Genomic DNA, 24,881 nt, shown 5'->3' on the forward strand with positions numbered 1-24,881 from the left:
AATGGACGCTGCAGTCAATCAGAACAATCGCATCGGCGTGCTCGAAGAGCTGCTCAACGAGCGCTATTCGGTGCGCGCCTTCCTGGCCAAGGAAGTCGATCGCGCGACGATCGAATATGTGCTGACCACCGCACAACGCACGGCGTCCTGGTGCAACAGCCAGCCCTGGCAGGTCGTCATCGCCAGCGGCGAGGCCAAGGAGCGTTTCCGCAAGCTGATCTACAAGGAGGCTTCGGGCGGTCTCGGGGACGACTATGATTTCACGCCGCCGCGCGAATATCTCGGCGCCTATCTCGAACGCCGCCGCGAGAGCGGGTTTCAGCTCTACAACACGCTCGGCATCGCGCGTGGAGACAAGATGGCCTATGCCAAGCAGGCGCTGGAGAACTACAATTTTTTCGGTGCGCCGCACGTGGCCATCATCCACACCGACGAGCCGCTCGGCATCTACGGTGCGATCGATTGCGGCGCCTATGCCTCGAATTTCATGCTGGCCGCGCAGGCGCTCGGGCTCGGCACGATTCCGCAGGCGGCGCTCGCGCGCCACTCCGGCCTGATCCGCCGCCATTTCAATCTGCCTGATGATCGCCGCATCGTTTGCGGCATCTCGTTCGGCTATGCCGACAACGCCCACAAGGTCAACAGCTACCGCACGTCGCGTGCGAGCGTGGCCGAGACAGTGACCTTCGTGGACGAGTGATCGACGCGACGCAGGCTCCGCATCGCGTTTCAGACGTGATCACGTCAGACGTGCGAAGACGGCCGCTGGAAGCGGCCGCCTTCATCGCGGTCTCAGTGTCGATTGACGCCGGCCGTCAGCCGCCGCTGCCGCCGATCACGGCGCGAATGGTCTCGTCGGGTCCGAAATCCTCGGCGCCGTCGACATAGAGCAGCGCCGCGAGCTTCGAGCGCGCACGGTTGACGCGGCTCTTGATCGTGCCCACTGCGCAGCCGCAGATCGAAGCCGCATCCTCATAGGAGAAGCCGGAGGCGCCGACGAGGATCAGCGCTTCACGCTGGTCCTGCGGAAGCTTGTCGAGCGCCGTGCGGAATTCCTCGAACTCGAGATGGGCGTTCTGCGAGGGCTGTGTCTTCAGCGTCTTGGCATAGTTACCTTCGGCGTCCTCGACTTCCCGCCGCCGCTTGCGATAGTCGGAGCGGAACAGGTTGCGCAGGATCGTGAACAGCCACGCCGGCAGATTGGAGCCGGGCTGGAACGAGTCGATGTTGGCGAGCGCGCGCAACAGCGTCTCCTGGACCAGATCGTCGGCGCGATCGGCATTGCCGCTGAGCGAGATGGCGAACGCGCGCAGACTGGGCACCGCCGCCAGGATGTCGTTACGCAGGGAGTCCGTGAGAGGCATCAATCCCTCCCATTGTTGTTGTCGTTAGAACCGCCACCATTTTCCACTTGGGGTGTCGCTCCCGGCGCATCAAGTTTCTTGATCAGTTCCGCGAACCGGTCCGGAACCCCCTGCCGCACCACGTCGTCGTACATGGCGCGCAGCTGGTGCCCAATCCGGGACTGGATCTCCGGAGTGAGCCCTCCCTTACCGGGGGTCGTGCTTTTGCTGGCTTGAGACTTGAGATCTTTCATGACCTGTTCCACGTTTCCCCGAGTTAAGTAACTGTAAAATCGAGAAGTTCTCTCAACCGGGAGCCGTTCCCTGGATAGGCTCAATGCGAGCTGCGAGAAAAAGTTCCGCCCCCATGCGGAACTTTTCTCAGTCTGGGGCGTAATCAGCCCAGCAGGGGAACCCGGGCCCCCCGCCTAACGCCTGCACGTCAAGGTCGGCCCGAAGATGATATGGAGTGGGGATGTCCCGTTCACAGCTTGTTGCTGAACACTTGCCGTTGTTGCGCCGGTACGCACGCGCCCTGACGGGCAGCCAGTCCTCCGGTGACGCCTATGTCGCAGCCATGTTGGAAGCCATGCTGGGAGATCCGTCGGTGCTCGACGAGAGCCACGGGCCGCGCGCCGGCCTGTTCCGGCTGTTCACCCAGATCTGGAATTCCGTGTCTGTCAACGACGATTCCGAGGTGACGAACCTGCCGATGCCGCCGGAGCGACGGCTGTCGAACATCACGCCGTTGCCGCGGCAAGCCTTCTTGCTGCTCTCGCTCGAGGGATTTTCGGAAGAAGAGGTCGGCTATATCCTCGGCACCGACGTCGGCGAGACGCGCCGGCTTGCAGATGCCGCAGGGCGCGAGATGGCCGCCGAGATCGCCACCGACGTGCTGATCATCGAGGATGAGACCTTCATCGCCATGGATCTCGAAAGCCTGGTGAAGAACCTCGGCCACAATGTCGTCGGCGTAGCCCGCACCCACGCCGATGCGGTCGCGCTGGCAAAGAACAAGCGGCCCGGCCTGATCCTCGCCGACATCCAGCTCGCCGACGGCTCGTCGGGCCTCGACGCCGTCAACGAGCTGCTCCGCACCTTCGAGGTGCCGGTGGTGTTCATCACCGCGTACCCCGAGCGCTTCCTTACCGGCGAGCGCCCCGAGCCGGCGTTCCTGATCTCGAAACCATTCCAGCCGGCGATGGTGTCGGCGGTGGCGAGCCAGGCGCTGTTCTTCCAGCGCAACTCCCGCAACCGCGCGCCGAAAGTGCCGGCGGCGTAAGGAAGGGCCTGCGGCGTAAGCAAGCTCCCATCGTACAAGAAGACGGCGCGCCACAAGGCGCGCCGTCTTTTGTTCGTCGGCACTCAGCAGCCTCGGCAGATGCTGTTAAGTTTGGCCTTCAACTTGGGTTCGTCCGTCCATGCCCCACTCATCGGTTGCGTTCCGTCGAGAGTCATCAGGATGGTCACCTTCTGGAGGTCGTCCTTCGCCTCGGGCGGCGGCTTCGGAAATGGCTCGCTTCGCTCGACCATGCTGAGCGCTGCCGCATCCAGGGGCGGGGAGCCTGTGCTTTCCACCAACGCGTGCGAGATCAATTTGCCCGAGCGGTCGAGCACGAATGTGACACCGGCGTCGCCTCTGTGACCCATCGCCTCAGGCGGAAACGCCCTGTTGCGCCAGACATGCTCGATTACCGTCTTGCGCCACGCAGCCATGCCGTCGCCCTCGGTGAGGGCGGGACCCGGCCTGCTCAGCACTAACCCGGAGGGCGGCACCTGGAATTGGCGGCCTCGGAAGACGATGGGGACTGTGAAAGAGAACGAGCTCTCGGTCAGTTCCGAAGGCGCTTCCGGAAATGGCTGAGCGCGCTCGACGATTGCAAGCGCAGCAGCATCGAGCGATTGAGACCCGGCGCTCTCAGCCAGCGTCCGCGATATTAGTTTGCCGGACCGATCCATAACGAATCCAACCTTGGCCTCACCCGTTTGCCCCATCGCGGCAGGCGGGAAGAAGGTTCTGCTCGCGATGTGCGCAGCCAGTCTCATCTTCCAGGCCTGGACGGAATCGGTCTGCGCCTTGGGAGGGAAAAGCCGCCAGCAATCCGAGAAGCGCGGCCAGCACGGGAAATTTCATCTGCATCGGGTACGAATATTAGTCGCGGTCAGGTTGATTGCAAGGCTCGCTGCTCGTATCGCGCGGACTGGCTGTGGGCAGTTCGAACGCACCCAAAGCATCGTGCGCGCTTGACGACAACCCAATTGGCCGTTGATACCTCGGGCCGATGAACCCATCGCCGCTTCCAGCCGCCAAGAGATTTCGCATCATGGACCAGCAACTCCTCGACCGCCTCGCCATCCGCGACCTCGTCGAGAACTGGGCGGTGTGGCGGGATGCCGGCGATTGGGAGCGCTTTGCCACGGTCTGGCACGAGGAAGGCTGGATGTCCGCCACCTGGTTTCAGGGGCCGGCGCGGGATTTCATGAAGGTGAGCCAAGAGGGGTTCGCCAAGGGCGTGCGCATCCTGCATTTCCTCGGCGGCTGCAGTATCGATCTCGAGGGGGTGCGTGCCATCGCGCAGACCAAGATGACCATCTCGCAGCGCGCGCCGGTGCACGACGTGCCCTGCGACGTCGTCTGCACCGGGCGCTTTTACGATTTCCTGGAGAAGCGGCAGGGAAAATGGGGCATCGTCCGCCGCCAGCCGATATACGAGAAGGACCGGATCGATCCGGTTGATCCCGCCGCGACACTTCAGCTCGACCAGAAAGCCCTTGCTGCGCTGCCCGAAGGCTACCGACACCTCGCCTACATGCAGGAGCTGATCGGCTACAAGGTCAAGCGCGACATGCCGGGCCTCACCGGGCCTGAGGTCGAGAAGCTCTATGGGGAGGGGCGGGAGTGGCTCGCGGGGAAGGCGAACTGAACTCCAGACAAAAGTAAGGCGCGACTGGCATCACCACAGTCGCGCCCTACGTCGCCGGCTTATGGGGCAGGGGGGAATAGCCGGCTGTTGAGACGACTCCCGTCCGCGAAAGTCGTTCCAGGCGGTTGCGAAATTTTTCGCGCGGACCGTGCCCTTTTCGCACACGGTTAAGTGATCTTAACGACTGAGAACTCTGGGTCCTCTCCTCGCGTTGTTCCCGCGATCGCCATGGGGCGAGGGACCGATAGCCATGTCACAGATTCAAAAGGTATTTTTAGGCGCCGTCGCGATCGCCGCGACGCTTGGCGCCGTCCAGGTCGGCGCCGTGCAGCTGGCCTCGGGCCATGATCTGGCCGACCGCTGGCAGGCGGTCGCTGACAAGCCCGGCCATAACGTCAATCGCTCCAGCAAAGCCGATCGGCTCGCCGACATCAAGCACGCGGAGGTTCCGACCCGCACCGTGTCGATGCGGCTGAATGATCTGGCCGACACATCGGTGCTGCTGCGTGTCCCCGCGGTGATCGAGACCGGCAACGCCAAGCCGCCGCCGGTGCTGCTCCCGGACCAGAAGCAGAGCCGCAAAAAGCCGACGATCGCCTGCGAGCCGATGGTCAGCTCCCTAACCGAGGTCGCAAAACTGCTCCAGCCCGGTCGCTGTGTGACCTGATCGGCATTTGCTGCGGACAAATCGCCCTCCGCCCCGAGGGCGATCGCTGACGTCGACCTTGATCCCCTGCCCCCTCGCGTTATATCCCGGGTTTCTTCCCCTTTCGATTGACCGGGTAAACGCATGACGACGTCAGACACGGCTGTGCATACGCAGCCCTTCCAGGCCGAGGTTTCCGAACTTTTGCACCTGATGGTGCATTCCGTCTATTCCGAGACCGATATCTTCCTGCGCGAGCTCGTCTCCAACGCTTCGGACGCCTGCGACAAGCTGCGCTATGAGGCGATCGCGAGTCCGGCGCTGCTGGGCGAGGGCGACGCGCTCAAGATCCGGATCATTCCGAACAAGACGGTCGGAACGCTTGCGATCGCCGACAACGGCATCGGCATGGAGCGGCAGGAGCTGATCGACCACCTCGGCACCATCGCCCGCTCCGGCACCAAGGCCTTCGTGTCGAAGCTCAAGGAGGCCAAGGAGGGTCTCGGCCTGATCGGTCAGTTCGGCGTCGGCTTCTATTCCGCCTTCATGGTCGCCGACAAGATCGTCGTGGTCAGCCGCCGCGCCGGCGAGAGCGACGTCTGGACCTGGACGTCCTCGGGCGGCTCGGGCTTCGAGATCGCGCGCGCCAGCGAGGAGGATGCGGCCCGCGTGCAGCGCGGCACCGAGATCGTCCTGCATCTCAAGGACGATGCGAAGAAATATCTCGAAGCTTACGAGATCGAACGTATCGTCGGCGCCTATTCCGACAATATCCTCTTCCCGATCGAGCTCGTGCCTGAAGAGGGCGAACCGCGCCAGATCAATTCTGCAAGCGCGCTGTGGCAGCGTTCGAAATCCGAGCTCACGCCGGAAGACTACAAGAAGGCCTATCAGCAGATCGCCTCCGCCTTCGACGATCCCGCGATGACGCTGCATTATCGCGCGGAGGGGCGTTACTCCTACGCCGTGCTGCTGTTCGCGCCCTCGACCAAGCCGTTCGATCTGTTCGAGCCGAACCGCAAGGGGCGCGTCAAGCTGTATGTCCGCCGCGTCTTCATCACCGACGATGCCGATCTGCTGCCGGGCTACCTCCGCTTCATCCGCGGCGTCGTCGACAGCGAGGATCTTCCGCTCAACATCTCCCGCGAGATGCTTCAGAACAATCCGCAGCTCGCGCAGATCCGCAAGGCCGTGGCGACCCGCGTATTGTCCGAGCTCGAAAGCCTTGCCGAGAAGGATCCGGAGAACTTCGCGAAGATCTGGGAGGCCTTCGGTGCGGTGCTGAAGGAAGGCATCTACGAGGATTTCGAACGCCGCGAAAAGCTGCTCGCGCTGTCGCGTTTCACCACGACTGCGGGCGAGAAGCGCTCGCTCAAGGACGTCATCGCCGATTTCAAGCCGAACCAGACCGAGATCTATTATCTCGTCGGCGACAGCATCGAGCGGCTGAAGTCGAACCCCAGGCTCGAGGCGGCGACTGCGCGCGGCATCGAAGTGCTGCTGCTGTCCGATCCCGTCGATGCCTTCTGGACCTCGATGCCATCGGAGTTCGACGGCAAGCCGCTGAAGTCGCTGAGCCAGGGCGACCTCAACCTCGACCTGATCCCGCGCGTCGACGAGGCGGACGAGGCGAAGGACGAGCCGGCCGCCGACGAGGCCGCCACCATCGCAGTGATCAAGGCCGCGCTCGGCGAGCGCGTCAGCGACGTCAAGGCATCGACGCGTCTCACCAGCTCCGCCTCCTGCCTTGTTGCCGACAGCCAGGGACCGAGCCGCGAGCTCGAGCGCATCCTGGCCCAGCAGAACCGGGGCATGCGCACCAAGCCGATCCTCGAGATCAACCTGCGCCATCCGCTGGTCACAGCGATCACCAAGGCTCAGGCCGGCTCGAAGGCGGTCGACGACCTCAGCCTGCTCCTGCTCGAACAGGCGCAGATCCTGGACGGCGAGCTGCCGGAAGACCCTGCCGCGTTTGCGGCCAGGCTGAATCGGCTGGTGTTGCAGGGGCTCGGCGGGTAGCGGTCGGACCACACTCACCTTGGCGTCATGTGCGCTGAGGAACGGTCGCCTCTGCCGTGGTGTTATGCCATACGAGATCGTCGGCATCCGGGCCGCCGACATGAACGATTCGAGGATTTCTCCATGCGTTTGCCGATCCTGACCCTCACTGCGATTGCCACGCTGTTCGTGGCGGCAGATGCCAGCGCCCAGACCTACGATCCACGTTACCCGGTGTGCATGCACGTCTACATGCCCGGCGGCTTCGGCGGTGGCGGCGGCGACTATTTCGACTGCTCCTTCACCTCGCTGCCGCAGTGCCGCGCCACGGCCTCGGGCCGCTCGGCAAGCTGCGACGTCAATCCCTACTATGCGTTCGACCAACCCCCGCCGCCGCCGCGCCGGCGCCACAAGAACGTGCACTAGCGATCCGCAATGCGGCCTTCGGGGAAAATTTTCATGCGTCGCTCATTCGGCCTGATCATGACCGTCGGTGTGCTGCTCACGGCCGCGCCGTCGCATGCGCAAACCTTTGATCCGCGCTATCCCATCTGCATGCACGTTTATTCCGGTGCGAACGGCGGTGGAGGGGAGTGGTACGATTGCTCGTTCACCTCGCTGCCGCAATGCCGTGCCACCGCTTCAGGCCGCTCCGCCACCTGCGATCTCAATCCGTATTATCCGTTCAACGCACCGCCGCAGCGCTTGCGCCATCAGCGCGGCGGCTAGCGCTGCGCGGATCCAGCGCTCCCGCGTCGCGTGCAGGTGCGGTCGCTACTCCGTCCGGATGCCCGACAGCTCCACACCTTGCGCCAGCGGTCGGTCTCCGCCGTCAGCATGCCGCCGAACTCGCCTGCATTGCCGTGCAGCGGGATTGCGCCGAGGCCGGCGTGTCGTGCGGAGCGCCGACACCGTAGAACGAACTCGTCTCGTAGCCGGTGAGCGTGCCCGCGCACGCCGATCCCACGGATTAGTAAAGGATCGCTAGAGTTAATCGCGCGCTAACCCGGTTTTACCTTGTCTCTTAACACCTGGGCAGGGCGTGCGAGCTAAGCTGCCGGCAACCAGCAGACACGTTCCGAAAGAATGAACGGCATGACAATCGGCGTCATCGAGCAACCGAAAGCCGCGCGCGCACCTTCGGCTTCGAAAATCTGGCTGAACGCGATCGAGCTCACCGCAACGATCGAGACGTTGCCGGGCCGGCTGTTCGCCGACGTCGTCGATGATTGGGCGCAGCGCCAGCCCGATCGCATTGCGCTGGCCACCGATGACGCGAGCCTCGACTATAAGGGGCTTTCGAAGCGCATCAATCGTTATGCGCGGTGGGCGCGCTCGGCCGGCGTGGCCAAGGGCGACACTGTCGCGCTGATCATGCCGAACGGCATCGATTATGTCGCGGCCTGGCTCGGCATCAGCCGGGTCGGCGGCGTGGTCGCGCTGATCAACACCAAGCTCGTAGGCCAATCGCTCGCGCATTGCATCGGAGTGGCAAAGCCCGCTCACATCATTGTCGCGCACGAGCTTGCGGAGGCGCTGGATGGCGCGTCGCCGCACCTGAAGACGGAAGCGAAGGTCTGGACCCATGGCGATGCCCGCGGCGAGCGTGCGATCGATGTCGCGCTTGCCGCCCTCGATGACGGGCCGCTTTCGCCGGGCGAGCGTGGCGACGTCACCATCGACGACCGGGCCCTGCTGATCTACACGTCCGGGACGACCGGCCTGCCGAAAGCCGCCAGCATCAGCCACCGCCGCATCCTCAACTGGGGCTTTTGGTTCGCCGGCCTCACCGGCGCGACGCCGCAGGATCGGCTCTACGATTGCCTGCCGCTGTTCCATTCGGTCGGCGGCATCGTCGCGCCATGCAGCATGCTCGCCGCCGGCGGTTCGGTGGTGATCGCGGATAAATTCTCGGCCTCGAATTTCTGGCCCGACATCGTGCGCCACGACTGCACGTTGTTTCATTATATCGGCGAGCTCTGCCGCTATCTGCTCAAGGCGCCCCCGTCGGAATACGAGAACCGGCATCGCTTGCGGCTCGTATGCGGCAACGGCCTTCGCGGTGACATCTGGGACGATTTTCAGGCGCGTTTCGCCATTCCGCGCATCCTCGAATTCTACGCGGCGACGGAAGGTAATTTCTCGCTGTTCAACGTCGAAGGCCAGCCCGGCGCGATCGGCCGTGTTCCGCCGCTGCTCGCGCATCGCTTCCCTGCCGGTCTCGTCAAGCTCGACCCCGACAGCGGCGCGCCGCTGCGCAATGCAGAGGGATTTTGTATCGCCTGCGCGCGCGGCGAGGCTGGTGAAGCCATAGGCCGCATCGGCACGGCGGATGAGGGCGGCGGTCGCTTCGAGGGTTACACCGAGGCGAGCGAGACCGAAAAGAAGATACTGCGCGATGTCTTTGCCAAGGGCGATTCCTGGTTCAGAACCGGGGATCTGATGCGGCTCGACGAGAAGGGCTTCTTCCACTTCGTCGACCGCATCGGCGATACCTTTCGCTGGAAGGGCGAGAACGTCGCGACCTCGGAGGTCAACGACGCCGTGCGCGATTTCACCGGCGTGATCGACGCCACCACCTATGGCGTCAGCATCCCCGGCACCGACGGCCGCGCCGGCATGAGCGCGATCGTGGTCAACGAGGGCTTCGTCCTCGAGGGGCTGCCCGCCCATCTCGCACAGTGCCTGCCGGCCTATGCTCACCCTGTCTTTATACGCATCTCGCGCGAGCTCGATGCGACCGAGACGTTCAAGCAGAAGAAGGCCGAGCTCGCGCGCGAGGGATTTGATCCCCGCGCGGTCTCCGATCCTCTGTTCATGCTGGACCCGAAGGCTGGCACCTATGTCGCGCTGGACGCGGAGGCCTATACGCGAATCAACGAGGGTACGATCCGGCTCTAGCCGCGCCAAAATTTGGAGATAGGTCCGATTTTATCCGAATTGTCCAAGAAGCCATTTACTTCTGTCGGGTAAACAAGCGGCCAAGGGAGGCGGTCATCAAGAACCGCCGCAACACGAACGACAACAGAAGCGAGCCAGCCATGTCGGTACGGTCTAAGGTCATTGAAGCGATCCAGCAGATCGCCAAGGAGCAGCACGTCGCGCTTCCCGCACTCTCGGACGACCTGTCCCTGCACGAGACGGGCTTCGACTCGCTCGCCTTCGCCATCCTGGTGGCGCGCCTCGAGGACGAGACCGGCGTCGACCCCTTCACCATTTCCGAGGACGCAGCGTTCCCCGCCACCGTGGGCGATTTCGTGCGGGCCTACGAAAATGTCCCCGCGTGAGATCTTTGCGCTGCGCGATCATCTCGGCGCGGAGCTGACGGGACGCACGCTGTCGGACGCGCACGATGTCGTGTCGCTGACGGATATCCTGTCGCAGACGGTCCTGGGTGGCCGCCTGCGCGAGCTGTCCGGCCGCGCGGTGCTGCTGAAATTGTCCGACCAGCTCCGATCGGGCCTTGCCATGATCGAGCTCGACGGTATTGCCCGTCGCATGCTGCTGTGTCCGCCCGATCTCAACCCCGCGCATCTCAATGCGCTGATGGCAGATGCCGGGATCGATGCCGTCGTCACCGACGAGCCCGATCGGTGGCCCGAGACCGGCGCGCCGTTGGTCGTCACCGCACAGCTGCCGCTCCAAGCCACTGCGCCGGCCAGGACCGAACGCGCGTCGGAATGGCTCATGCTCACTTCGGGCACGTCGGGCGTGCCGAAAATCGTCGGCCATACGCTGGAAGCACTCACCGGCGCCATCGTCGCCGAAGGCCCGGCGCGCGGACCCGCGCCGGTATGGGCGACGTTCTACGACATCCGCCGCTATGGCGGCCTGCAGATATTCCTCCGCGCCGTCCTGTCGGGCGGTTCGATGGTGCTGTCCGATCCGCATGAGGCGCTCGGCGATCACGTCACGCGACTGAACGCGCGCGGCGTCTCCCACATCTCCGGTACGCCCTCGCACTGGCGCAAGCTGTTGATGAGCGGCTCGGCCGCGCAGTTCGCGCCGCGCTATGTCCGCCTCTCCGGCGAGATCGCCGACCAGGCGGTGCTGGACGGCCTAAAGGCGGCGTTCCCGAATTCCTCCGTCGGCCATGCCTATGCATCCACCGAAGCCGGTGTCGGCTTTGCCGTCAATGACGGGCTGGAAGGCTTTCCGGCCGACTATCTCGGCAACCGTAACGGCGTCGAGATGAAGGTCGTCGACGGCTCGCTCCGCATCCGTTCGACGCGCACCGCGCACGCCTATATCGGGCGCGAGGCGGCTGCACTCACCGACACAGACGGGTATGTCGACAGCGGCGACATCGTCGAATTGCGCGGCGACCGCTACTATTTCGTCGGCCGCCGCGGCGGCATCATCAATATCGGTGGGCTGAAGGTTCACCCCGAAGAGATCGAGGCGGTGATCAATCGTCATCCCGGCGTGCGGATGTCCCGGGCGAAGTCACGCAAGAGCCCGATCACCGGCGGCATCGTCGTTGCTGACGTGATCCTTGCTGACGGCACCGATCCGGCGCGCGCGAAAGAGATCCGCGACCAGATCCTGGATCAGTGCCGCGCGCAGCTCGCGTCCCACAAGGTGCCGGCGGTGATCCGCTTCGTCGAAGCGCTCGACGTCACCCCGGCCGGCAAACTGGCGCGCACCGATGCATAATGTTCTCGTCACCGGCGGCAGCCGCGGTATCGGCCTTGCGATCGGCCAGCGGCTTGTCGATGCCGGCTACAACGTGATCGCGGCGGCGCGGCGCGAGAGCGACGAGCTCAAGGCGGCGATTGCCGGGTCGGGGGGGCGCCTGCATTTCCGCGCCTGCGACCTCGCCGTCATCGACGCGATCCCCGCTTATGCAAAGCTCGTGCGCGACGAATTCGGCCCGATCTACGGCCTCGTCAACAATGCCGGCCTCGGCACCGAAGGCCTGCTCGCGACCATGCACAATTCCGAGATCGAGGCGCTGGTGCATCTCAACGTGCTGTCGCCGATCATTCTCACCAAATATGTCGTGCGCCAGATGATGGCCGATGGGGCCGGCCGCATCATCAACATCTCCTCGATCATCGCGACGACAGGCTATAACGGCCTCTCCGTTTATGGTGCGACCAAGGCCGCTGCCACCGGCTTCACCCGCTCGCTCGCGCGCGAGGTCGGCAAGCTCGGCATCACCGTGAACGCGATCGCGCCCGGTTTCATCGACACCGAGCTGACGCACAATCTCTCCGACGATAGCCGCAAGCGCATCGCCGGCCGCAGCGCGCTGCGCCGCCTGCCGGAGACCGACGACGTCGCGCGCATGGTGGAATATCTGCTGGGGGAGGGCGGCCGCAATGTGACGGGGACCGTGTTCACGGTCGACGCGGGCAACACGGCGTAGGCGGAACTCCACCGCCACAATTGCATTGATCCGGCGCAATGACATCATCCGGATTTGGTCGTAAGATGCCGCGCAATCGATTGGCTTACGTCAACCGATCTGCCCTAATCGATAGGGAGCAGTCCATGACCGCTTCGAACCCGGGCAAGGCGTCGGCAAAGCGCGCACAGCAAAGCGACGTTCACGGCCAGCCCGTTCACTGCGAGCCGATGTCTCATCAGAATTCCGGTGATCACGGTTACGAAATGTATCCGCAGAAATTTGTGCGTCTGGTCGGCTGCCACGACGGACCCTCATCTGCGCTGCGCAAGCGTCAGGACGAGAAGCTGCACTAGACATTCAGGTCCGGTGCTTCGGCAGGTCAATCCGTTCGTGTGAGAACTCCGGCGGGCCGTCGGTCAGGCGGCGGATCCGGCGCTCGCGTTCGTCTTCAGACAGGGCAGGATCGAGCAGTCCCTCGAGTTCATGCACCGCAAGCTCTTCGATCCTGGTGGCATCCGAAGCGAGCGGGTGCCCTGGCGGGAGTGCCGGGGGCGCGACCTTCAGGCCCAGCTCGACCAGCGTGCGGATGGCATCTGAGCGCGACAGGTGATGGGTTTCGGCCCAATGATCGACGGCCGCGGTCAGGCTTTCCGGCATCTTCACCGCGCTGATCGGATCACGCCCGGTGCGCCGGCTTACCGGAGCGATGGGGTCCTTCCTGTCGGAGTCGGACACGTCGATGTTCCCGCGCTACCATGTCAGATCATCGAGACTAGACGCCATTTGCGCGCAGCTGTTTGATGCCGATCAATGACCTTGTGTGGCATTGCAGCGCGCCCTCATCTTGTTGTCCGGTTCTATTTCGGCCAATGGTTGCAAGGGCGCGCCTGGCGAACCCGAATCGATTCTACTACGTATGTCTCTTTGGACGTGCGTCCCAACGATCTGGCATCATCCGATGACATCAGCGTTCTATAGCGGCATTCCGGTCTTTCGCGGCTTCACCAGCCTGATGGACCCTGCTTTGTATTCGCCGCTGCCCGACGACTGGAGCGTCGGCGTTGCCGACATCGTGGATTCCACCAACGCTATCGCGGCGCAGCGCTACAAGGCGGTGAACATGGCCGGCGCCGCCGTGATCGCGGCGGTGACGAACGCATTGGAGGGACGCGAATTTCCCTTCGTGTTCGGCGGCGACGGCGCGAGTTTCGCGGTCGCGCCGGGTGATCTCAACCGCGCGCACGAAGCGCTGGCCGCGACCGCGACCTGGGTGCGGGAGGATCTCGATCTGACGATGCGTGTCGCGCTGGTGCCGGTCAGGGCCATCCGCGCTCAGGGCCTCGACGTGCGCGTCGCGCGCTTCGGTCCATCGGCCAATTTGTCCTATGCGATGTTCTCCGGTGGCGGGCTCGCCTGGGCTGATGCGGCGATGAAGCGCGGTGAGTTCGCGGTCGCGGAAGCGCCCGCGGGCACGCAGCCCGATCTCTCCGGCCTGTCCTGCCGTTTCGAAGTGATGCCGGCCGCGCGCGGCCTCATCTTGTCGGTGCTGGTGATGCCGGCTCTGGGCGCCGACCCGCGGGTCTTCCGCAAGGTGATCGAGGACGTCATCCATCTCGTCGAGCGCAGCCCGGACGCCGGTCGGCCCGTGCCGCCGCAAGGGCCGCCGCTGACATGGCCGCCGCAGGGACTGGAATATGAGGCGCGCACCATGCGCGGGGGGTCGCTGCTCGCACGCCGCGCCCGGGTGCTGGCCTACACGCTTTTCGTCTACCTGATCATGCGCTTCGATCTCAAGGTCGGCGGCTTCGTGCCGAAGCTCTATACGCGGCAGGTCGTGGAGAACTCCGACTTCCGAAAATATGACGACGGCCTGCGCATGATCCTCGACTGTACGCCGGAGCTCGAGCGCGCCCTCAGCGATCGTCTCGCGACTGCCGCGCGCGACGGCATCGTGCGCTACGGTCTCCACCAGCAGGACGCCGCGATGATGACCTGCTTCACCCCGTCGCCGCTGCGCAGCGACCACGTCCATTTCATCGACGGCGCGCGGGGCGGCTACGCCTCGGCTGCGACGGCGCTGAAGGCGATGATGGCGTGAAGCGCTAGCGCCCCGCGCGCGTCCAGGTCTCGCCGCCGCAGAGCGCACCAACGCAGCCTTCGACCCGCAGCGAATCCGCTGATGTCACCGTCACGCTGCTCGCATAGGTGCTGCCGTCGTCGGCATTGTAGATCTGGCCCGACCATTTGTTCGGCCCTGAAGGCTGCATGCCGCTGAACAATGGCAAGCCGATCATCGGGCGCCTGGCGAGGGCGGGATTGGGATTCTTGCTGTCGGTGGCAGGCAGGCCGGTCGCGGTGTCGTGGGGTTCACGCAACCAGACGACGTTGCCGCAGATGTCGCCGCCGCATTTGCCGATCTTGACGCGGGCATCGCCGGCCTGGGTCAGCCAGGTCCCGTCGACGCTCTGCGCATGGGCGGCAGTCGCGCCAAGGAGCGCAGCCAGAAGGAGGATGAGAGCAGCGAATCTGGAAGTCATGGAGAGAGCCCCGAAATGGAGCGCCTCCATAGCAGCCCAGCAGGATAGTGCAACGCTGGATGGAATCACATTCCTGCGTTTATTTGCCTGCGTGTAACCTGCGCTCATTTGCCCCAGCGCACCAAGGCGACCGAGCCTGCGGTCGAAAGCCCGAACACCGCCATGGCGCCGCCGACCAGCGCGAACAGGGTCCAGGCTGGAGCCTGTGCCAGCATGAGGCCGCCGCCGCCGATCGCGACGATCAGTAGCCGCGCTGTGGAGGCGAGCACGGGACCGCCGACGCGCGCCGCGCCTTGCGAGGAGAAATACAGCGACACGCCCATGCCGAAGAACACGAAGGTCGGGCCTGCCCAGTGGAAATAGCTGTGCGCGGCGGCAGCAACGCCGGGATCCCTGGTGAAGAGCGAGACCCACAGTGACGGATCGAGCGCGATGACGAGCCCGATCAGGCCGACTGTGATTCCCGAGGCCGCGGCCGCGGTCCAGGCCACGCGACGCGCGCGTTTCACCTGTCCGGCGCCCATCGCCATGCCGACCATCGGCACCGATGCGATACCGAAGGCGAAGGTGATCGGGATCAGCAAGAATTCCAGCCGCGAGCCGATGCCGTAGCCGGCCAGCATCTCGGTGCCGAAGGTCGCCAGGATCTTGGTGAAGATCAAAATGGTAAGCACGGTCTGGAGCGGCGACAGGCAGGCGACCGCGCCGACCTTGAGGATGTCGAAGAACAACGCGCGATCGAAATGGAAGGCGCGGAAATCCAGCGGCAGCCGGCTGCGGCCGGACCAGAGATACCAGAGGAAAAAGATCGCAGCACAGGTGAACGCGATCAACTGCCCGGCAGCGACACCTGGCATGCCGAATTGCGGCACACCGAACAGGCCGAGCCCCAGCGTGCCGCCGAGCGCGATCTGGAGCACGCTCGTCCCGATCAGCGCCATCGAGGGCAGACGCATGTCGCCCGTGCCGCGGATCACCGAGGCCAGCGTGTTGACGAGCCAGATCGCGACCGCGCCGGAGAACAGCATTTGCGAATAGCCGCTGGCTTCCTCGAGCACGCGCTCGCGCCCGCCCAGCAGCGTGAAGAACGAGCGGCCGAAGACGAGCATCGTCACCGTGAAGAAAAGCCCGCCGCAGAGGCCGATGATGGCGGCATGCAGCGCCAGCGTCGCCGCACGGTTCCGGTCGCCTGCGCCGAGCGCACGGCTGATCGCAGACGAGACGCCACCGCCCATCGCGCCAGCGCTCATCATCTGGGTCAGCATGGCGAACGGAAACACCAGCGCGATCGCTGCCAGCGGGATGGTGCCGAGCCGGCCGATATAGGAGGTCTCGGCGATCGCAACCAGCGTGCTGCCGACCATCGCGATCATGTTGGGGATCGCGAGCCGCAGCAGCGTCGGCAGGATCGGTGCCGTCAGCAAGCTGGCGATGGGGGAGGTGACCGGGGCAGGCGGCGGCACGGCGTCTATGGAGGCGTCGATCGTCATGTGTCACCGCGCGGAATATTGGATGATGCTCGACATACTATATAGCGTGGAGCGCCGGCACCAGCCTCGCTTCACGCAGGGCTCACCAGGGCAGGCCGCAGAGGTCGATGGTGCCCAGCGTCGGCGCGCTGACGATATTGCAGACATAGGGCGCCATGTAGGTGAAGCGGATCCGCCCCTCCGGCTGCTCGCAATAGACCTCGCCCTTGAAGGGGAGCCAGCTGCGGGCCTGGTAGAACGCCACATTATGCGGTTCGCAGAACAGCAGCGCGAAGCGGACCGCCTCGTTGGCGCGCATGGTATGCACTGCGGCGTCGATCGCCATGGTCGCATAGCCGCGGCCGCGCCGGTCCTCCCGCGTGCAGACGCCGCCGATGCCGCCGATGTGAACCTTCTGCCCGTTCCAGGTGACGGTGCGGAAGTAGATGCCGACATGGCAGACGAGACCATCCTCGGGCGTCTCGATCAGCACGCGCAAATCGGCATTGGCCCATTTGACGTGAGCCCAGGGCTGCTTGCCGACGATATCAGGTCCGAAGACCGCCTGATGCAGCGGCTCCGCCATCCGCCACGAGGCGTCGCCGTTCAAAATGTCGATCTCGATGCTCATCGCTCGCTCTTTCGCATCTCCGCGCCGTCGGTGCGTTTCGTTCTGCCATAAGCACCTCAAAGGCAATGATATTTTGCGGCCCGGCTGAAACGCCCCACATCCTTGCGACGATTTTATGCAATCCGGCCAAGCCGCCGCGCCAGCGTTTTGGAAAATTCGCGGTATTTAACGGCCACGGAACCTTCTATAAGGGGTGACCGTTAAGTCTCGTTCCCCCATCAGTCGCGGACAACACCCATGACCTTTACGCTGCCCCCACTCCCCTACGCCTATGACGCCCTCGGGCAATTCATGTCGAAGGAAACGCTCGAATTCCACCACGACAAGCATCATCAGGCCTATGTCACCAACGGCAATAACGCGCTCAAGGGCACCGAATGGGAAGGCAAGTCCCTTGAGGAGATCGTCAAGGGCTCGTTCGGCAAGAACCCCGCGGTGTTCAACAATGCCGGCCAGCACTACAACCACATCCATTTCTGGAGCTGGATGAAGCCCAATGGCGGCGGCACCAAGCTGCCGGGCAAGATCGAGAAGAAGATCAACGAGGACCTCGGCGGCTTCGAGAAGTTCAAGACGGACTTCCAGGCGGCCGGCGTCGGCCAGTTCGGCTCCGGCTGGTGCTGGCTCCAGGTCAAGAACGGCAAGCTCGAGATTTCCAAGACCCCGAACGGCGAGAATCCGCTGGTGCACGGCGCCACCCCGATCCTCGGCTGCGACGTCTGGGAGCACTCCTACTACATCGACTATCGCAACCGCCGTCCCGACTATCTGAAGGCGTTTGTCGAGAACCTCGTGAACTGGGAATACGTCGAGTCCCTGTTCGACAAGGCCTGAGGCTTCACTCCGTCATTCCGGAGCGATGCGCAGCATCGAACATGGTGCGGGCTCCTGCACCAGAGAATCTTGAGATTCCGGCTTCGGCTTTGCCGCCCCGGAATGACATAAACGAAAAGGCGGTCGGAGGCGCGGCCGCCTTTTTGCTGTGCGGAATTCGCACTTCGCACGCATGGCCCTGCGCGAGGCGCGCATCGCTCCCGTCACCGTACTGTTTGCATCGCATCTGCGGCGCCCTTAATCAGGACGGGCATCACCCTCGAGCCGAACGCGCCCGTTGTCAGAACCTTCCCCGAGAGACCCGGCGCCCGCCGAGGACGCGGAATCCGAACCGCGGCCGGGTCGCGTGCGCAAGCCGATCGGCTGGTCCACCATCATCATCGCAGCGCTGGTGGCGGTGAGCGCGGGTTTGGTCTGGCGGCGTGACGGCACCGACGGTGTTCTCGAAATACTGACCCACGATCTCTCGCTGTTCGGCGGCATCCTGCCGCGCGTGCTGGCCGGTTGCCTGCTCGGCGCGTTCATCTCCGAGATACTGCCGCACGAAAAAGTCTCGCGCGCGCTCGGGCCGAAATCGGGCCTGAAAGGCCTTCTGATCGGCACCGCCTTCGGCGCGATCCTGCCCGGCGGTCCCTTCACCGCCTATCCCGTGGCGAGTGCGCTGCTCGCGGTCGGCGCCGATTTCGGTGCCACCATCGCCATGGTCGTGAGCTGGACCTTGATCGGCTATGGCCGGGCGGTGGCTTGGGAAATCCCGATCATGGGCACCGATTTCACGCTGTGGCGCATCGTCATCTCGCTGCCGTTGCCGGTGCTCGCAGGCGCGCTCGGCCGCTTCGTCTATGTCCGGCTTTATCCGAAGCCGGCCATCAAGGACGATGAGACTTGAGCGCCGCGCTTCTGATCGACATCCTGTTGTGGGGCTCGGTGTTCGGCGTCGGCTTGATCGCCTTTCGCCGCGGCCCACCGGTGTTCAAGGCCTCGCTGCGCGAGGGCTCGATGGATTTCATCAACATCGTGCCGCGGATCGCGCTGGGGGTGATCGGCTCGGGCTACATCGCCGCCATCATCCCGCAGGAAGTGATCAGCGGCTGGCTTGGGCCGGACAGCGGCTGGCTCGGGGTCGCGACTGCCGTGGTCGCGGGGGCCGCGACGCCCGGCGGCCCGGTGATCGGGTTCTCCATCGGGACGGTGGCGCTGAAATCGGGCGGCGGGGTGCCTCAAGTGGTCGCCTATGTCGTTGCCTGGGCGCTGTTTGCCTTCCAACGGGTGATTTTGTGGGAAATTCCGTTCATGCCGGCCCGTTTCGTCTGGTTCCGCTGTGCGGTTTCGGTGCCGTTCCCGTTCGTCGCCGCCGCCATCGCCATGGTGATTGGCAAGCCCTGAGCCCAGCGTGGACACGGGTAATGTTATAATATAACGTTTTCGGTATGGTTCCCGCCGCGTCCCAAGCCCATCATCACGACCACGCTCATGGCCATTCCCATGATCATTCCCATGACCACGGGCATTCGCACGGACACGATCACACCCACGCACATGTCCACGGTGCGGCCTCTCCGCATCCGGCTCAGGCGGCGCACTGGTCGATCCTGCGCATGACGATGGCCGCCCGCCTCGCGGCCGCGCTCGCGGTCTGCGCCGTGCTCTGGGGCGTGGTTTTCCTGGCGATGAGGTGACCATGGCGGCGCTGCATTTTCACAACGTCACGCTCGGCTATGACCGCCATCCGGCCGTGCACCACCTCAACGGGGAGGTCGCCCCGGGCGCGCTGTTGGCCGTGATCGGCCCGAACGGCGCAGGCAAGTCGACGCTGCTGCGTGGCATCGTCGGCATCCTCAAGCCGCTCGACGGCAGCATCCATCTCGGCGGGCTCGACAGCCGCGATATCGCCTATCTGCCGCAGAGTGCGGAGATCGACCGCAGCTTCCCGATCTCGGTGCTGGACTTCGTCGCCACCGGGCTGTGGCGCGGGACCGGCCTGTTCGGCGGCATCGGCAAGGCGGCGCGCGAAAAGATCCTCCGCGCGATCGCTTCCGTCGGCCTCAACGGCTTCGAAAACCGTCCGATCGGCACACTCTCGGGCGGCCAGATGCAGCGCGTGCTGTTTGCGCGCGTGCTGCTCCAGGACGCGCGGCTGATCGTGCTGGACGAGCCCTTCAACGCCATAGACAGCAAGACCACGGCCGATCTGCTGGCACTGGTGAAGCACTGGCACGGCGAGGGCCGCACCGTGCTCGCCGCGCTGCACGACATGGAAATGGTGCGCACCCATTTCAGCGAGACGCTGGTGCTGGCGCGCGGCCCCGTGGCGTGGGGGCCGACGGCGGAGGTGCTGACGCCGGAAAACCTGATGGTCGCAATGCGGATGTGCGAAGCCTTCGACGACAGCGCAGCCGCCTGCTCGGCCGATGATGCCCGCTCACGGGCGGCTTGATATCCGATGCTCTATGATGCGCTGATCGGCCCGTTCACCGAATTCGAGTTCATGCGACGTGCGCTTGCGGCCGTGATCGCGCTCTCGCTCGCGGGCGCGCCGATCGGCGTGTTCCTGATGTTGCGACGGATGAGCCTGGTCGGCGACGCCATGGCGCATGCAATCCTTCCCGGCGCCGCTGTCGGTTTCCTGCTTTCCGGTCTCAATCTGTTCGCGATGACGGCCGGTGGCCTGATCGCAGGTTTTGCCGTCGCGATCCTCGCAGGCCTGGTCGCGCGCTCGACCGGGCTGAAGGAGGATGCCTCGCTCGCGACCTTCTATCTGGCATCGCTGGCGCTAGGCGTGACCATCGTATCGATCAAGGGCACCAATATCGACCTGCTGCACGTGCTGTTCGGCAATATTCTGGCGATGGACGACCAGACGCTGCTGGTCGTCGCCTTCAACGCCACGGTGACGCTGCTGGTGCTCGCAGTGATCTACCGTCCGCTGGTGATCGAGAGCGTCGATCCCTTGTTCTTGCGTACCGTGAGCCGGGCTGGCGGGCCTGCGCATCTCGCTTTCCTCGCGCTGGTCGTGATCAACCTCGTCAACGGCTTTCAGGCGCTCGGCACGCTGCTCGCGGTCGGCCTGATGATCCTGCCGGCCGGCATCGCGCGGTTCTGGTCGCGCGATCTTACCGTCATGATCTGCATCGCGGTCGTCGCTGCCGCCGTCTCCGGCTATGCAGGTCTCGTGCTGTCGTTCCAGACCCGTGTGCCGTCGGGCCCTGCGATCATTCTGGTGGCGAGCGCGCTTTACACCGTCTCCGTCCTGTTCGGCACGGTCGGCGGCGTCGTCAGGCAACTCTTTCCCGGCCGGCATCTGGAAGCGTGACGGCGATGCGGCGCATCCTGCTTTGTGTGCTTTTGCTGATTGCCTCGCCGCTGCACGCCGCGGAGCAGCTGAAGGTCGTCGCGAGCTTCTCGATCCTCGCCGATTTCGTCCGCAATGTCGGCGACGACCGGATCAATCTGACGACGCTGGTCGGGGCCGACAGCGACGTCCATGTCTACGCGCCCGCGCCAAGCGATGCGAAGCGGGTCGCAGACGCAAAGCTGGTCATCGTCAACGGACTTGGTCTCGAGGGCTGGCTGCCGCGCCTCGTACAGTCCTCGGGCAGCAAGGCGCAGGTGATCACCGCGAGCGCCGGCATCGCGCCGCTCAAGCTCGGCTCTGCCGCCGACCCGCATGGCTGGCAGTCCGTCCCCAACGCGAAGGTCTACGTCACCGACATCGCCAATGCGCTGGCCGCGGCCGACCCTGACGATGCGGAGTTCTTCCGCGCCCAGGCCAAGGCCTATCTGGAAAAGCTCGAAACGCTCGACCGCGAGGTCCGCGAAGCCGTGGCCAAGATCCCGCCGGAGCGGCGCAAGGTGATCTCGACCCATGACGCCTTCGGCTATTTCGCCGCTGAATACGGCGTCCAGTTCATCGCGCCCTTGGGCGTCTCCACGGAAACCGAGCCCAGCGCGCGGGACATCGCCACCATCATCGGCCAGATCAAGGCCCAAAAAATCCCGGCCGTGTTCCTGGAAAATATCAGCGACGACCGGCTGATCCGGCGGATCGCGGCGGAGACCGGCTCAAAAGTCGGCGGGACCCTGATTTCGGACGGTTTGACCGGCGAAAAGGGGCCTGCACCCACTTACATTGATATGGTCAGGCACAATATAAAGGCCCTGACCAGCGCGCTTGACCACTAGGGCAGGGGCCACCCCGCCTCGCGTCGCGCGAAAAGCCCGAAGTCCGGAGTTGTTATGTCTGAAGTGACCGCCCCAAAAATTCCCGTGACCGTCCTGACCGGCTATCTCGGCGCCGGCAAGACCACGCTGTTGAACCGCATCCTGTCGGAAAACCATGGCAAGAAGTACGCCGTCATCGTCAACGAATTCGGCGAGATCGGCATCGACAACGACCTCATCATCGGCGCCGATGAGGAAGTGTTCGAGATGAACAACGGCTGCATCTGCTGCACCGTGCGCGGCGATCTCGTGCGCATCATGGAAGGTCTGATGAAGCGCAAGGGCAAGTTCGACGCCATCATCGTCGAGACCACCGGTCTTGCCGATCCGGCACCGGTCGCCCAGACCTTCTTCGTCGACGAGGACGTGCAGAAGAACGCGCGCCTCGATGCGGTGGTCACGGTTGCGGACGCAAAATGGCTGTCCGACCGTCTCAAGGACGCGCCCGAGGCCAAGAACCAGATCGCCTTTGCCGACGTCATCGTGCTGAACAAGACCGATCTTGTCACCAAGGGAGAGCTTGCCGAGGTCGAGGCTCGCATCCGCGCCATCAACCCCTATGCGAAGCTGCACCGCACCGAGCGCTGCTCGGTGGCTTTGGCCGACGTGCTCGACCGCGGCGCCTTCGACCTCGACCGCATCCTCGACATCGAGCCGGACTTCCTGAATGCCGACGATCATGACCACGACCACGATCATCACCATCATGGCCACGACCATCACCACGATCATGATCACGGCCACGGCCTGAAGCACTATCACGACGAGGACATGCAGTCGCTGTCGCTCAAGACCGACAAGCCGCTCGATCCCAACGTGTTCATGCCCTGGCTCCAGAATCTGGTGCAGGTGGAGGGCGGCAAGATCCTACGCTCCAAGGGCATCCTCGCCTTCCACGACGACGACGACCGTTACGTCTTCCAGGGCGTGCATATGATGCTGGAAGGCAACCACCAGCGGAAGTGGAAGGACGGCGAGCCGCGCGAGAGCCGCCTCGTCTTCATCGGCCGCGAATTGCCGCAAGATCTCATTCGCCAGGGTTTTGAGAGCTGCATCGTCTCGTGATGAAAGAGTTTACGCCGCCCGCCGATTCCGCCTCGATCGTCTCCGTCACCGAGCGCGTCAAACCGCTCGCGCTCGGCATGGTCGTGACCTCCGTGCATTTCCTTGGCAGCCGCGCCGCCTTCGTCGGCGGCGAGGAGAATGTCGCGTTCGTGGATGGCCAGGGCGAGATCAGCAAGGTCGCCGTGCACAGCGGCGGCATTCTGTCGGCGGCCTCGGACGGCAAGCGCCTCGTGATGGGCGGGGACGATGGAAAAGTCGTGTCGCTCGACGCCAAGGGCGAAGTGACGCTGCTTGCGACTGACCCGAAGCGGCGTTGGATCGATGCGGTGGCGCTGCATCCGGATGGGGCCTACGCCTGGTCGGCCGGCAAGACCGCCTTCTTCAAGAGCGGCAAGAGCGAGGAGAAGTCGCTCGAGGTGCCCTCGACCGTCGGCGGCCTCGCGTTTGCGCCGAAGGGGCAGCGTCTCGCGATCGCCCATTACAACGGCGCGACGCTGTGGTTTCCCAACATGGCGGGATCGGCCGAATTCCTGCCTTGGGCCGGCTCGCATCTTGGCGTCACCTTCAGCCCGGACAACAAATTCCTGGTCACCACGATGCACGAGTCCGCGCTGCACGGCTGGCGGCTTGCCGACAACAGGCACATGCGCATGACCGGCTATCCCGGCCGCGTCCGCTCGATGTCGTGGAGCGCGGGCGGCAAGGCGCTGGCGACCTCGGGCGCCGACACCGTGATCCTGTGGCCGTTCGCCAGCAAGGACGGCCCGATGGGCAAGGAGCCCGCGATGCTCGCGCCGCTCCAGGCACGCGTGTCGGTCGTTGCCTGCCATCCCAGGAACGACATCTTCGCCGCCGGCTATAGCGACGGCACCGTGCTGATGGTGCGTCTGGAGGACGGTGCCGAGATCCTTGTCCGCCGCAATGGCACGCCGCCGGTGGCCGCGCTCGCCTGGAACGCCAAGGGGACGCTGCTGGCGTTCGCCGACGAAAATGGGGACGGCGGCCTGCTGGAGCTTTAATCTGTCATCGTTCCGACCGTAGATGGGGCCATGCGGTTTCTGACGACCTTCCAGATCGCTGATTTTGCGGACACGCTGGTCAGCCTTTTCACGGCCTTCGTGCTGGGCACGCTGATCGGCGCCGAGCGGCAATATCGTCAGCGCACCGCGGGCCTGCGTACCAACGTGCTGGTCGCGGTCGGCGCCGCTGCTTTCGTCGATCTCGCCATGCACCTGGCCGGCGCCGACGGCGCGGTGCGGGTGATCTCCTACGTCGTCTCGGGCATCGGCTTTCTCGGCGCCGGCGTCATCATGAAGCAGGGCATGGACGTGCGCGGGCTCAATACCGCGGCGACGCTGTGGGCTTCGGCCGCGGTCGGCTCCTGCGCCGGCGCAGACATGGTCGCACAGGCCGCGGCGCTGACGGTGTTCGTGATTGCCGGCAACACCATGCTGCGGCCGTTGGTCAACGCCATAAACCGCATTCCGCTGAACGAGAAGACCTCCGAGGCGACCTATTACTTCAAGCTCGCGGTCGCACCGGACGCCTTGCCCGACATGCGTGACCGGCTCGTCGAGAAGCTTGAGAGCGCAAAATATCTGGTGGCCGATATCGAAATGGTCGAAACCGGGGACGATCTGATCGAGATCGTGGCAAAGCTGGTCGCGACCGCCGTCGATCCGAACGAGTTGAATGCAGTGGCGACCGATCTCCAGCATCTGCCCGGCGTCCGCCACGCCACCTGGGAAGTCAGCACCACGGATTGAGCGTGGCGATTGGGCGCGCAGCCGTTGAGTTCCGGCCGGCACGGGCAGGGAACCGCAGACCGGCGATTTCGTTGATCCCACGGATAAAGGCGGT

30 protein-coding genes are annotated in these 24,881 nt (G+C 64.5%); 23 read left to right on the plus strand and 7 right to left on the minus strand.

Going from position 1 to position 24,881, the window contains the following annotated elements:
- Position 1: 1 nt before the first annotated feature.
- Positions 2-700 (plus strand): nitroreductase, encoded by a 699-nt coding sequence (locus tag GWG67_RS19565; protein ID WP_275170968.1) that lies wholly within the window; start codon positions 2-4, stop codon positions 698-700.
- A gap of 115 nt (positions 701-815) precedes the next feature.
- Here the strand turns inward: GWG67_RS19565 and GWG67_RS19570 are convergent, their stop codons facing one another.
- Together GWG67_RS19570 and GWG67_RS19575 are read right to left on the minus strand one after the other, a co-directional pair.
- Positions 816-1,364 (minus strand): sigma-70 family RNA polymerase sigma factor, encoded by a 549-nt coding sequence (locus GWG67_RS19570; protein WP_007597240.1) that lies wholly within the window; start codon positions 1,362-1,364, stop codon positions 816-818.
- Entirely contained in the window at positions 1,364-1,597 is a 234-nt protein-coding gene (locus GWG67_RS19575; RefSeq protein ID WP_007597239.1) for a NepR family anti-sigma factor, read from the minus strand. Before GWG67_RS19575 ends, GWG67_RS19570 begins: the two co-directional genes overlap by 1 nt.
- Positions 1,598-1,818: 221 nt before the next feature.
- Here GWG67_RS19575 and GWG67_RS19580 point away from each other — a divergent pair, with 221 nt between their 5' ends.
- Complete coding sequence (locus tag GWG67_RS19580) at positions 1,819-2,625, plus strand: response regulator (protein WP_007597237.1); 807 nt, start codon at positions 1,819-1,821, stop codon at positions 2,623-2,625.
- 83 nt (positions 2,626-2,708) lie between these two features.
- Here GWG67_RS19580 and GWG67_RS19585 read toward each other — a convergent pair whose 3' ends face one another.
- Positions 2,709-3,389 (minus strand): energy transducer TonB, encoded by a 681-nt coding sequence (locus GWG67_RS19585; RefSeq protein ID WP_275170969.1) that lies wholly within the window; start codon positions 3,387-3,389, stop codon positions 2,709-2,711.
- Positions 3,390-3,667: 278 nt separating this feature from the next.
- Between GWG67_RS19585 and GWG67_RS19590 the strand changes: the two genes are divergently transcribed.
- The 10 genes from GWG67_RS19590 (at position 3,668) to GWG67_RS19635 (ending at position 12,617) form a co-directional block, all read left to right on the plus strand.
- Positions 3,668-4,267 carry a nuclear transport factor 2 family protein gene (locus GWG67_RS19590; RefSeq protein ID WP_275170970.1) on the plus strand — a complete coding sequence of 200 codons (600 nt, stop codon included), beginning with the start codon at positions 3,668-3,670 and terminating at the stop codon, positions 4,265-4,267.
- 250 nt (positions 4,268-4,517) lie between these two features.
- Positions 4,518-4,934, plus strand: a complete 417-nt coding sequence (locus GWG67_RS19595) for a hypothetical protein (RefSeq protein ID WP_275170971.1) — start codon at positions 4,518-4,520, stop codon at positions 4,932-4,934.
- A 123-nt stretch (positions 4,935-5,057) separates the two neighbouring features.
- Positions 5,058-6,932: a molecular chaperone HtpG gene (gene htpG, locus GWG67_RS19600; RefSeq protein ID WP_275170972.1), complete on the plus strand. Its 1,875-nt coding sequence runs from the start codon at positions 5,058-5,060 to the stop codon at positions 6,930-6,932.
- A 123-nt stretch (positions 6,933-7,055) separates the two neighbouring features.
- Positions 7,056-7,337: a DUF3551 domain-containing protein gene (locus GWG67_RS19605; RefSeq protein WP_275170973.1), complete on the plus strand. Its 282-nt coding sequence runs from the start codon at positions 7,056-7,058 to the stop codon at positions 7,335-7,337.
- A 33-nt stretch (positions 7,338-7,370) separates the two neighbouring features.
- The gene (locus tag GWG67_RS19610) at positions 7,371-7,640 is read left to right on the plus strand and encodes a DUF3551 domain-containing protein (RefSeq protein WP_275170974.1); all 270 of its coding nucleotides are present in this window, start codon (positions 7,371-7,373) and stop codon (positions 7,638-7,640) included.
- A 357-nt stretch (positions 7,641-7,997) separates the two neighbouring features.
- Entirely contained in the window at positions 7,998-9,812 is a 1,815-nt protein-coding gene (locus tag GWG67_RS19615; protein WP_275170975.1) for a long-chain-acyl-CoA synthetase, read from the plus strand.
- A gap of 140 nt (positions 9,813-9,952) precedes the next feature.
- The gene (locus GWG67_RS19620; protein ID WP_007597226.1) at positions 9,953-10,198 is read left to right on the plus strand and encodes an acyl carrier protein; all 246 of its coding nucleotides are present in this window, start codon (positions 9,953-9,955) and stop codon (positions 10,196-10,198) included.
- Entirely contained in the window at positions 10,185-11,567 is a 1,383-nt protein-coding gene (locus GWG67_RS19625; protein WP_275170976.1) for a class I adenylate-forming enzyme family protein, read from the plus strand. The genes GWG67_RS19620 and GWG67_RS19625 overlap by 14 nt, the downstream gene beginning before the upstream one ends.
- Positions 11,560-12,282 carry an SDR family NAD(P)-dependent oxidoreductase gene (locus GWG67_RS19630; protein ID WP_275170977.1) on the plus strand — a complete coding sequence of 241 codons (723 nt, stop codon included), beginning with the start codon at positions 11,560-11,562 and terminating at the stop codon, positions 12,280-12,282. Before GWG67_RS19625 ends, GWG67_RS19630 begins: the two co-directional genes overlap by 8 nt.
- 125 nt (positions 12,283-12,407) lie before the next feature.
- Positions 12,408-12,617 carry a hypothetical protein gene (locus GWG67_RS19635; protein WP_275170978.1) on the plus strand — a complete coding sequence of 70 codons (210 nt, stop codon included), beginning with the start codon at positions 12,408-12,410 and terminating at the stop codon, positions 12,615-12,617.
- Between the two features lie 4 nt (positions 12,618-12,621).
- Here GWG67_RS19635 and GWG67_RS19640 read toward each other — a convergent pair whose 3' ends face one another.
- Positions 12,622-12,999: a ribbon-helix-helix domain-containing protein gene (locus tag GWG67_RS19640; RefSeq protein WP_275170979.1), complete on the minus strand. Its 378-nt coding sequence runs from the start codon at positions 12,997-12,999 to the stop codon at positions 12,622-12,624.
- 223 nt (positions 13,000-13,222) lie between these two features.
- Between GWG67_RS19640 and GWG67_RS19645 the strand changes: the two genes are divergently transcribed.
- Positions 13,223-14,362 (plus strand): DUF3095 domain-containing protein, encoded by a 1,140-nt coding sequence (locus tag GWG67_RS19645; protein ID WP_275170980.1) that lies wholly within the window; start codon positions 13,223-13,225, stop codon positions 14,360-14,362.
- Between the two features lie 4 nt (positions 14,363-14,366).
- Here the strand turns inward: GWG67_RS19645 and GWG67_RS19650 are convergent, their stop codons facing one another.
- The 3 genes from GWG67_RS19650 to GWG67_RS19660 form a co-directional block, all read right to left on the minus strand.
- A complete protein-coding gene (locus GWG67_RS19650; RefSeq protein ID WP_275170981.1) occupies positions 14,367-14,801 on the minus strand; it encodes a DUF2147 domain-containing protein in 435 nt (144 codons plus the stop codon).
- A 104-nt stretch (positions 14,802-14,905) separates the two neighbouring features.
- Entirely contained in the window at positions 14,906-16,291 is a 1,386-nt protein-coding gene (locus GWG67_RS19655; RefSeq protein ID WP_275170982.1) for an MATE family efflux transporter, read from the minus strand.
- Between the two features lie 82 nt (positions 16,292-16,373).
- A complete protein-coding gene (locus GWG67_RS19660) occupies positions 16,374-16,901 on the minus strand; it encodes a GNAT family N-acetyltransferase (RefSeq protein WP_275170983.1) in 528 nt (175 codons plus the stop codon).
- Between the two features lie 237 nt (positions 16,902-17,138).
- On the opposite strand from GWG67_RS19660, the gene GWG67_RS19665 reads away from it, so the two are divergent.
- The 10 genes from GWG67_RS19665 (at position 17,139) to GWG67_RS19710 (ending at position 24,787) form a co-directional block, all read left to right on the plus strand.
- The gene (locus tag GWG67_RS19665) at positions 17,139-17,735 is read left to right on the plus strand and encodes a superoxide dismutase (protein WP_007597204.1); all 597 of its coding nucleotides are present in this window, start codon (positions 17,139-17,141) and stop codon (positions 17,733-17,735) included.
- 277 nt (positions 17,736-18,012) lie between these two features.
- On the plus strand, positions 18,013-18,624 hold the full coding sequence (locus GWG67_RS19670) for a permease (RefSeq protein WP_275170984.1): 612 nt from the start codon (positions 18,013-18,015) through the stop codon (positions 18,622-18,624).
- Positions 18,621-19,121, plus strand: a complete 501-nt coding sequence (locus GWG67_RS19675; RefSeq protein ID WP_148775145.1) for a hypothetical protein — start codon at positions 18,621-18,623, stop codon at positions 19,119-19,121. The genes GWG67_RS19670 and GWG67_RS19675 overlap by 4 nt, the downstream gene beginning before the upstream one ends.
- Positions 19,122-19,165: 44 nt before the next feature.
- Complete coding sequence (locus GWG67_RS19680) at positions 19,166-19,414, plus strand: hypothetical protein (protein ID WP_275170985.1); 249 nt, start codon at positions 19,166-19,168, stop codon at positions 19,412-19,414.
- Positions 19,415-19,416: 2 nt separating this feature from the next.
- Entirely contained in the window at positions 19,417-20,172 is a 756-nt protein-coding gene (locus GWG67_RS19685; protein ID WP_275170986.1) for a metal ABC transporter ATP-binding protein, read from the plus strand.
- A 6-nt stretch (positions 20,173-20,178) separates the two neighbouring features.
- Positions 20,179-21,048 (plus strand): metal ABC transporter permease, encoded by an 870-nt coding sequence (locus GWG67_RS19690; RefSeq protein WP_275170987.1) that lies wholly within the window; start codon positions 20,179-20,181, stop codon positions 21,046-21,048.
- Positions 21,049-21,053: 5 nt separating this feature from the next.
- Entirely contained in the window at positions 21,054-21,917 is an 864-nt protein-coding gene (locus GWG67_RS19695) for a metal ABC transporter solute-binding protein, Zn/Mn family (protein ID WP_275170988.1), read from the plus strand.
- A 54-nt stretch (positions 21,918-21,971) separates the two neighbouring features.
- Complete coding sequence (locus GWG67_RS19700; RefSeq protein ID WP_275170989.1) at positions 21,972-23,021, plus strand: GTP-binding protein; 1,050 nt, start codon at positions 21,972-21,974, stop codon at positions 23,019-23,021.
- Complete coding sequence (locus GWG67_RS19705; RefSeq protein WP_275171085.1) at positions 23,021-24,040, plus strand: WD40 repeat domain-containing protein; 1,020 nt, start codon at positions 23,021-23,023, stop codon at positions 24,038-24,040. The genes GWG67_RS19700 and GWG67_RS19705 overlap by 1 nt, the downstream gene beginning before the upstream one ends.
- A gap of 30 nt (positions 24,041-24,070) precedes the next feature.
- Positions 24,071-24,787 (plus strand): MgtC/SapB family protein, encoded by a 717-nt coding sequence (locus tag GWG67_RS19710; protein ID WP_275170990.1) that lies wholly within the window; start codon positions 24,071-24,073, stop codon positions 24,785-24,787.
- The last annotated feature ends 94 nt before the right edge of the window (positions 24,788-24,881 follow it).

It is taken from the genome of Bradyrhizobium sp. CSS354, assembly GCF_029051725.1.
Classification (GTDB): domain Bacteria; phylum Pseudomonadota; class Alphaproteobacteria; order Rhizobiales; family Xanthobacteraceae; genus Bradyrhizobium.

Bases quoted from the DNA above. Each gene is read 5' to 3' on its own strand.
- GWG67_RS19570 (WP_007597240.1), bottom strand. From the start codon at position 1,364: ATGCCTCTCACGGACTCCCTGCGTAACGACATCCTGGCGGCGGTGCCC.
- GWG67_RS19690 (WP_275170987.1), top strand. From the start codon at position 20,179: ATGCTCTATGATGCGCTGATCGGCCCGTTCACCGAATTCGAGTTCATG.
- GWG67_RS19620 (WP_007597226.1), top strand. From the start codon at position 9,953: ATGTCGGTACGGTCTAAGGTCATTGAAGCGATCCAGCAGATCGCCAAG.
- GWG67_RS19630 (WP_275170977.1), top strand. From the start codon at position 11,560: ATGCATAATGTTCTCGTCACCGGCGGCAGCCGCGGTATCGGCCTTGCG.
- GWG67_RS19685 (WP_275170986.1), top strand. From the start codon at position 19,417: ATGGCGGCGCTGCATTTTCACAACGTCACGCTCGGCTATGACCGCCAT.
- GWG67_RS19695 (WP_275170988.1), top strand. From the start codon at position 21,054: ATGCGGCGCATCCTGCTTTGTGTGCTTTTGCTGATTGCCTCGCCGCTG.
- GWG67_RS19665 (WP_007597204.1), top strand. From the start codon at position 17,139: ATGACCTTTACGCTGCCCCCACTCCCCTACGCCTATGACGCCCTCGGG.
- GWG67_RS19645 (WP_275170980.1), top strand. From the start codon at position 13,223: ATGACATCAGCGTTCTATAGCGGCATTCCGGTCTTTCGCGGCTTCACC.
- GWG67_RS19635 (WP_275170978.1), top strand. From the start codon at position 12,408: ATGACCGCTTCGAACCCGGGCAAGGCGTCGGCAAAGCGCGCACAGCAA.
- htpG (WP_275170972.1), top strand. From the start codon at position 5,058: ATGACGACGTCAGACACGGCTGTGCATACGCAGCCCTTCCAGGCCGAG.
- GWG67_RS19680 (WP_275170985.1), top strand. From the start codon at position 19,166: ATGGTTCCCGCCGCGTCCCAAGCCCATCATCACGACCACGCTCATGGC.
- GWG67_RS19595 (WP_275170971.1), top strand. From the start codon at position 4,518: ATGTCACAGATTCAAAAGGTATTTTTAGGCGCCGTCGCGATCGCCGCG.
- GWG67_RS19565 (WP_275170968.1), top strand. From the start codon at position 2: ATGGACGCTGCAGTCAATCAGAACAATCGCATCGGCGTGCTCGAAGAG.
- GWG67_RS19700 (WP_275170989.1), top strand. From the start codon at position 21,972: ATGTCTGAAGTGACCGCCCCAAAAATTCCCGTGACCGTCCTGACCGGC.
- GWG67_RS19705 (WP_275171085.1), top strand. From the start codon at position 23,021: ATGAAAGAGTTTACGCCGCCCGCCGATTCCGCCTCGATCGTCTCCGTC.
- GWG67_RS19660 (WP_275170983.1), bottom strand. From the start codon at position 16,901: ATGAGCATCGAGATCGACATTTTGAACGGCGACGCCTCGTGGCGGATG.
- GWG67_RS19610 (WP_275170974.1), top strand. From the start codon at position 7,371: ATGCGTCGCTCATTCGGCCTGATCATGACCGTCGGTGTGCTGCTCACG.
- GWG67_RS19710 (WP_275170990.1), top strand. From the start codon at position 24,071: ATGCGGTTTCTGACGACCTTCCAGATCGCTGATTTTGCGGACACGCTG.
- GWG67_RS19580 (WP_007597237.1), top strand. From the start codon at position 1,819: ATGTCCCGTTCACAGCTTGTTGCTGAACACTTGCCGTTGTTGCGCCGG.
- GWG67_RS19625 (WP_275170976.1), top strand. From the start codon at position 10,185: ATGTCCCCGCGTGAGATCTTTGCGCTGCGCGATCATCTCGGCGCGGAG.
- GWG67_RS19575 (WP_007597239.1), bottom strand. From the start codon at position 1,597: ATGAAAGATCTCAAGTCTCAAGCCAGCAAAAGCACGACCCCCGGTAAG.
- GWG67_RS19590 (WP_275170970.1), top strand. From the start codon at position 3,668: ATGGACCAGCAACTCCTCGACCGCCTCGCCATCCGCGACCTCGTCGAG.
- GWG67_RS19605 (WP_275170973.1), top strand. From the start codon at position 7,056: ATGCGTTTGCCGATCCTGACCCTCACTGCGATTGCCACGCTGTTCGTG.
- GWG67_RS19585 (WP_275170969.1), bottom strand. From the start codon at position 3,389: ATGAGACTGGCTGCGCACATCGCGAGCAGAACCTTCTTCCCGCCTGCC.
- GWG67_RS19655 (WP_275170982.1), bottom strand. From the start codon at position 16,291: ATGACGATCGACGCCTCCATAGACGCCGTGCCGCCGCCTGCCCCGGTC.
- GWG67_RS19650 (WP_275170981.1), bottom strand. From the start codon at position 14,801: ATGACTTCCAGATTCGCTGCTCTCATCCTCCTTCTGGCTGCGCTCCTT.
- GWG67_RS19615 (WP_275170975.1), top strand. From the start codon at position 7,998: ATGAACGGCATGACAATCGGCGTCATCGAGCAACCGAAAGCCGCGCGC.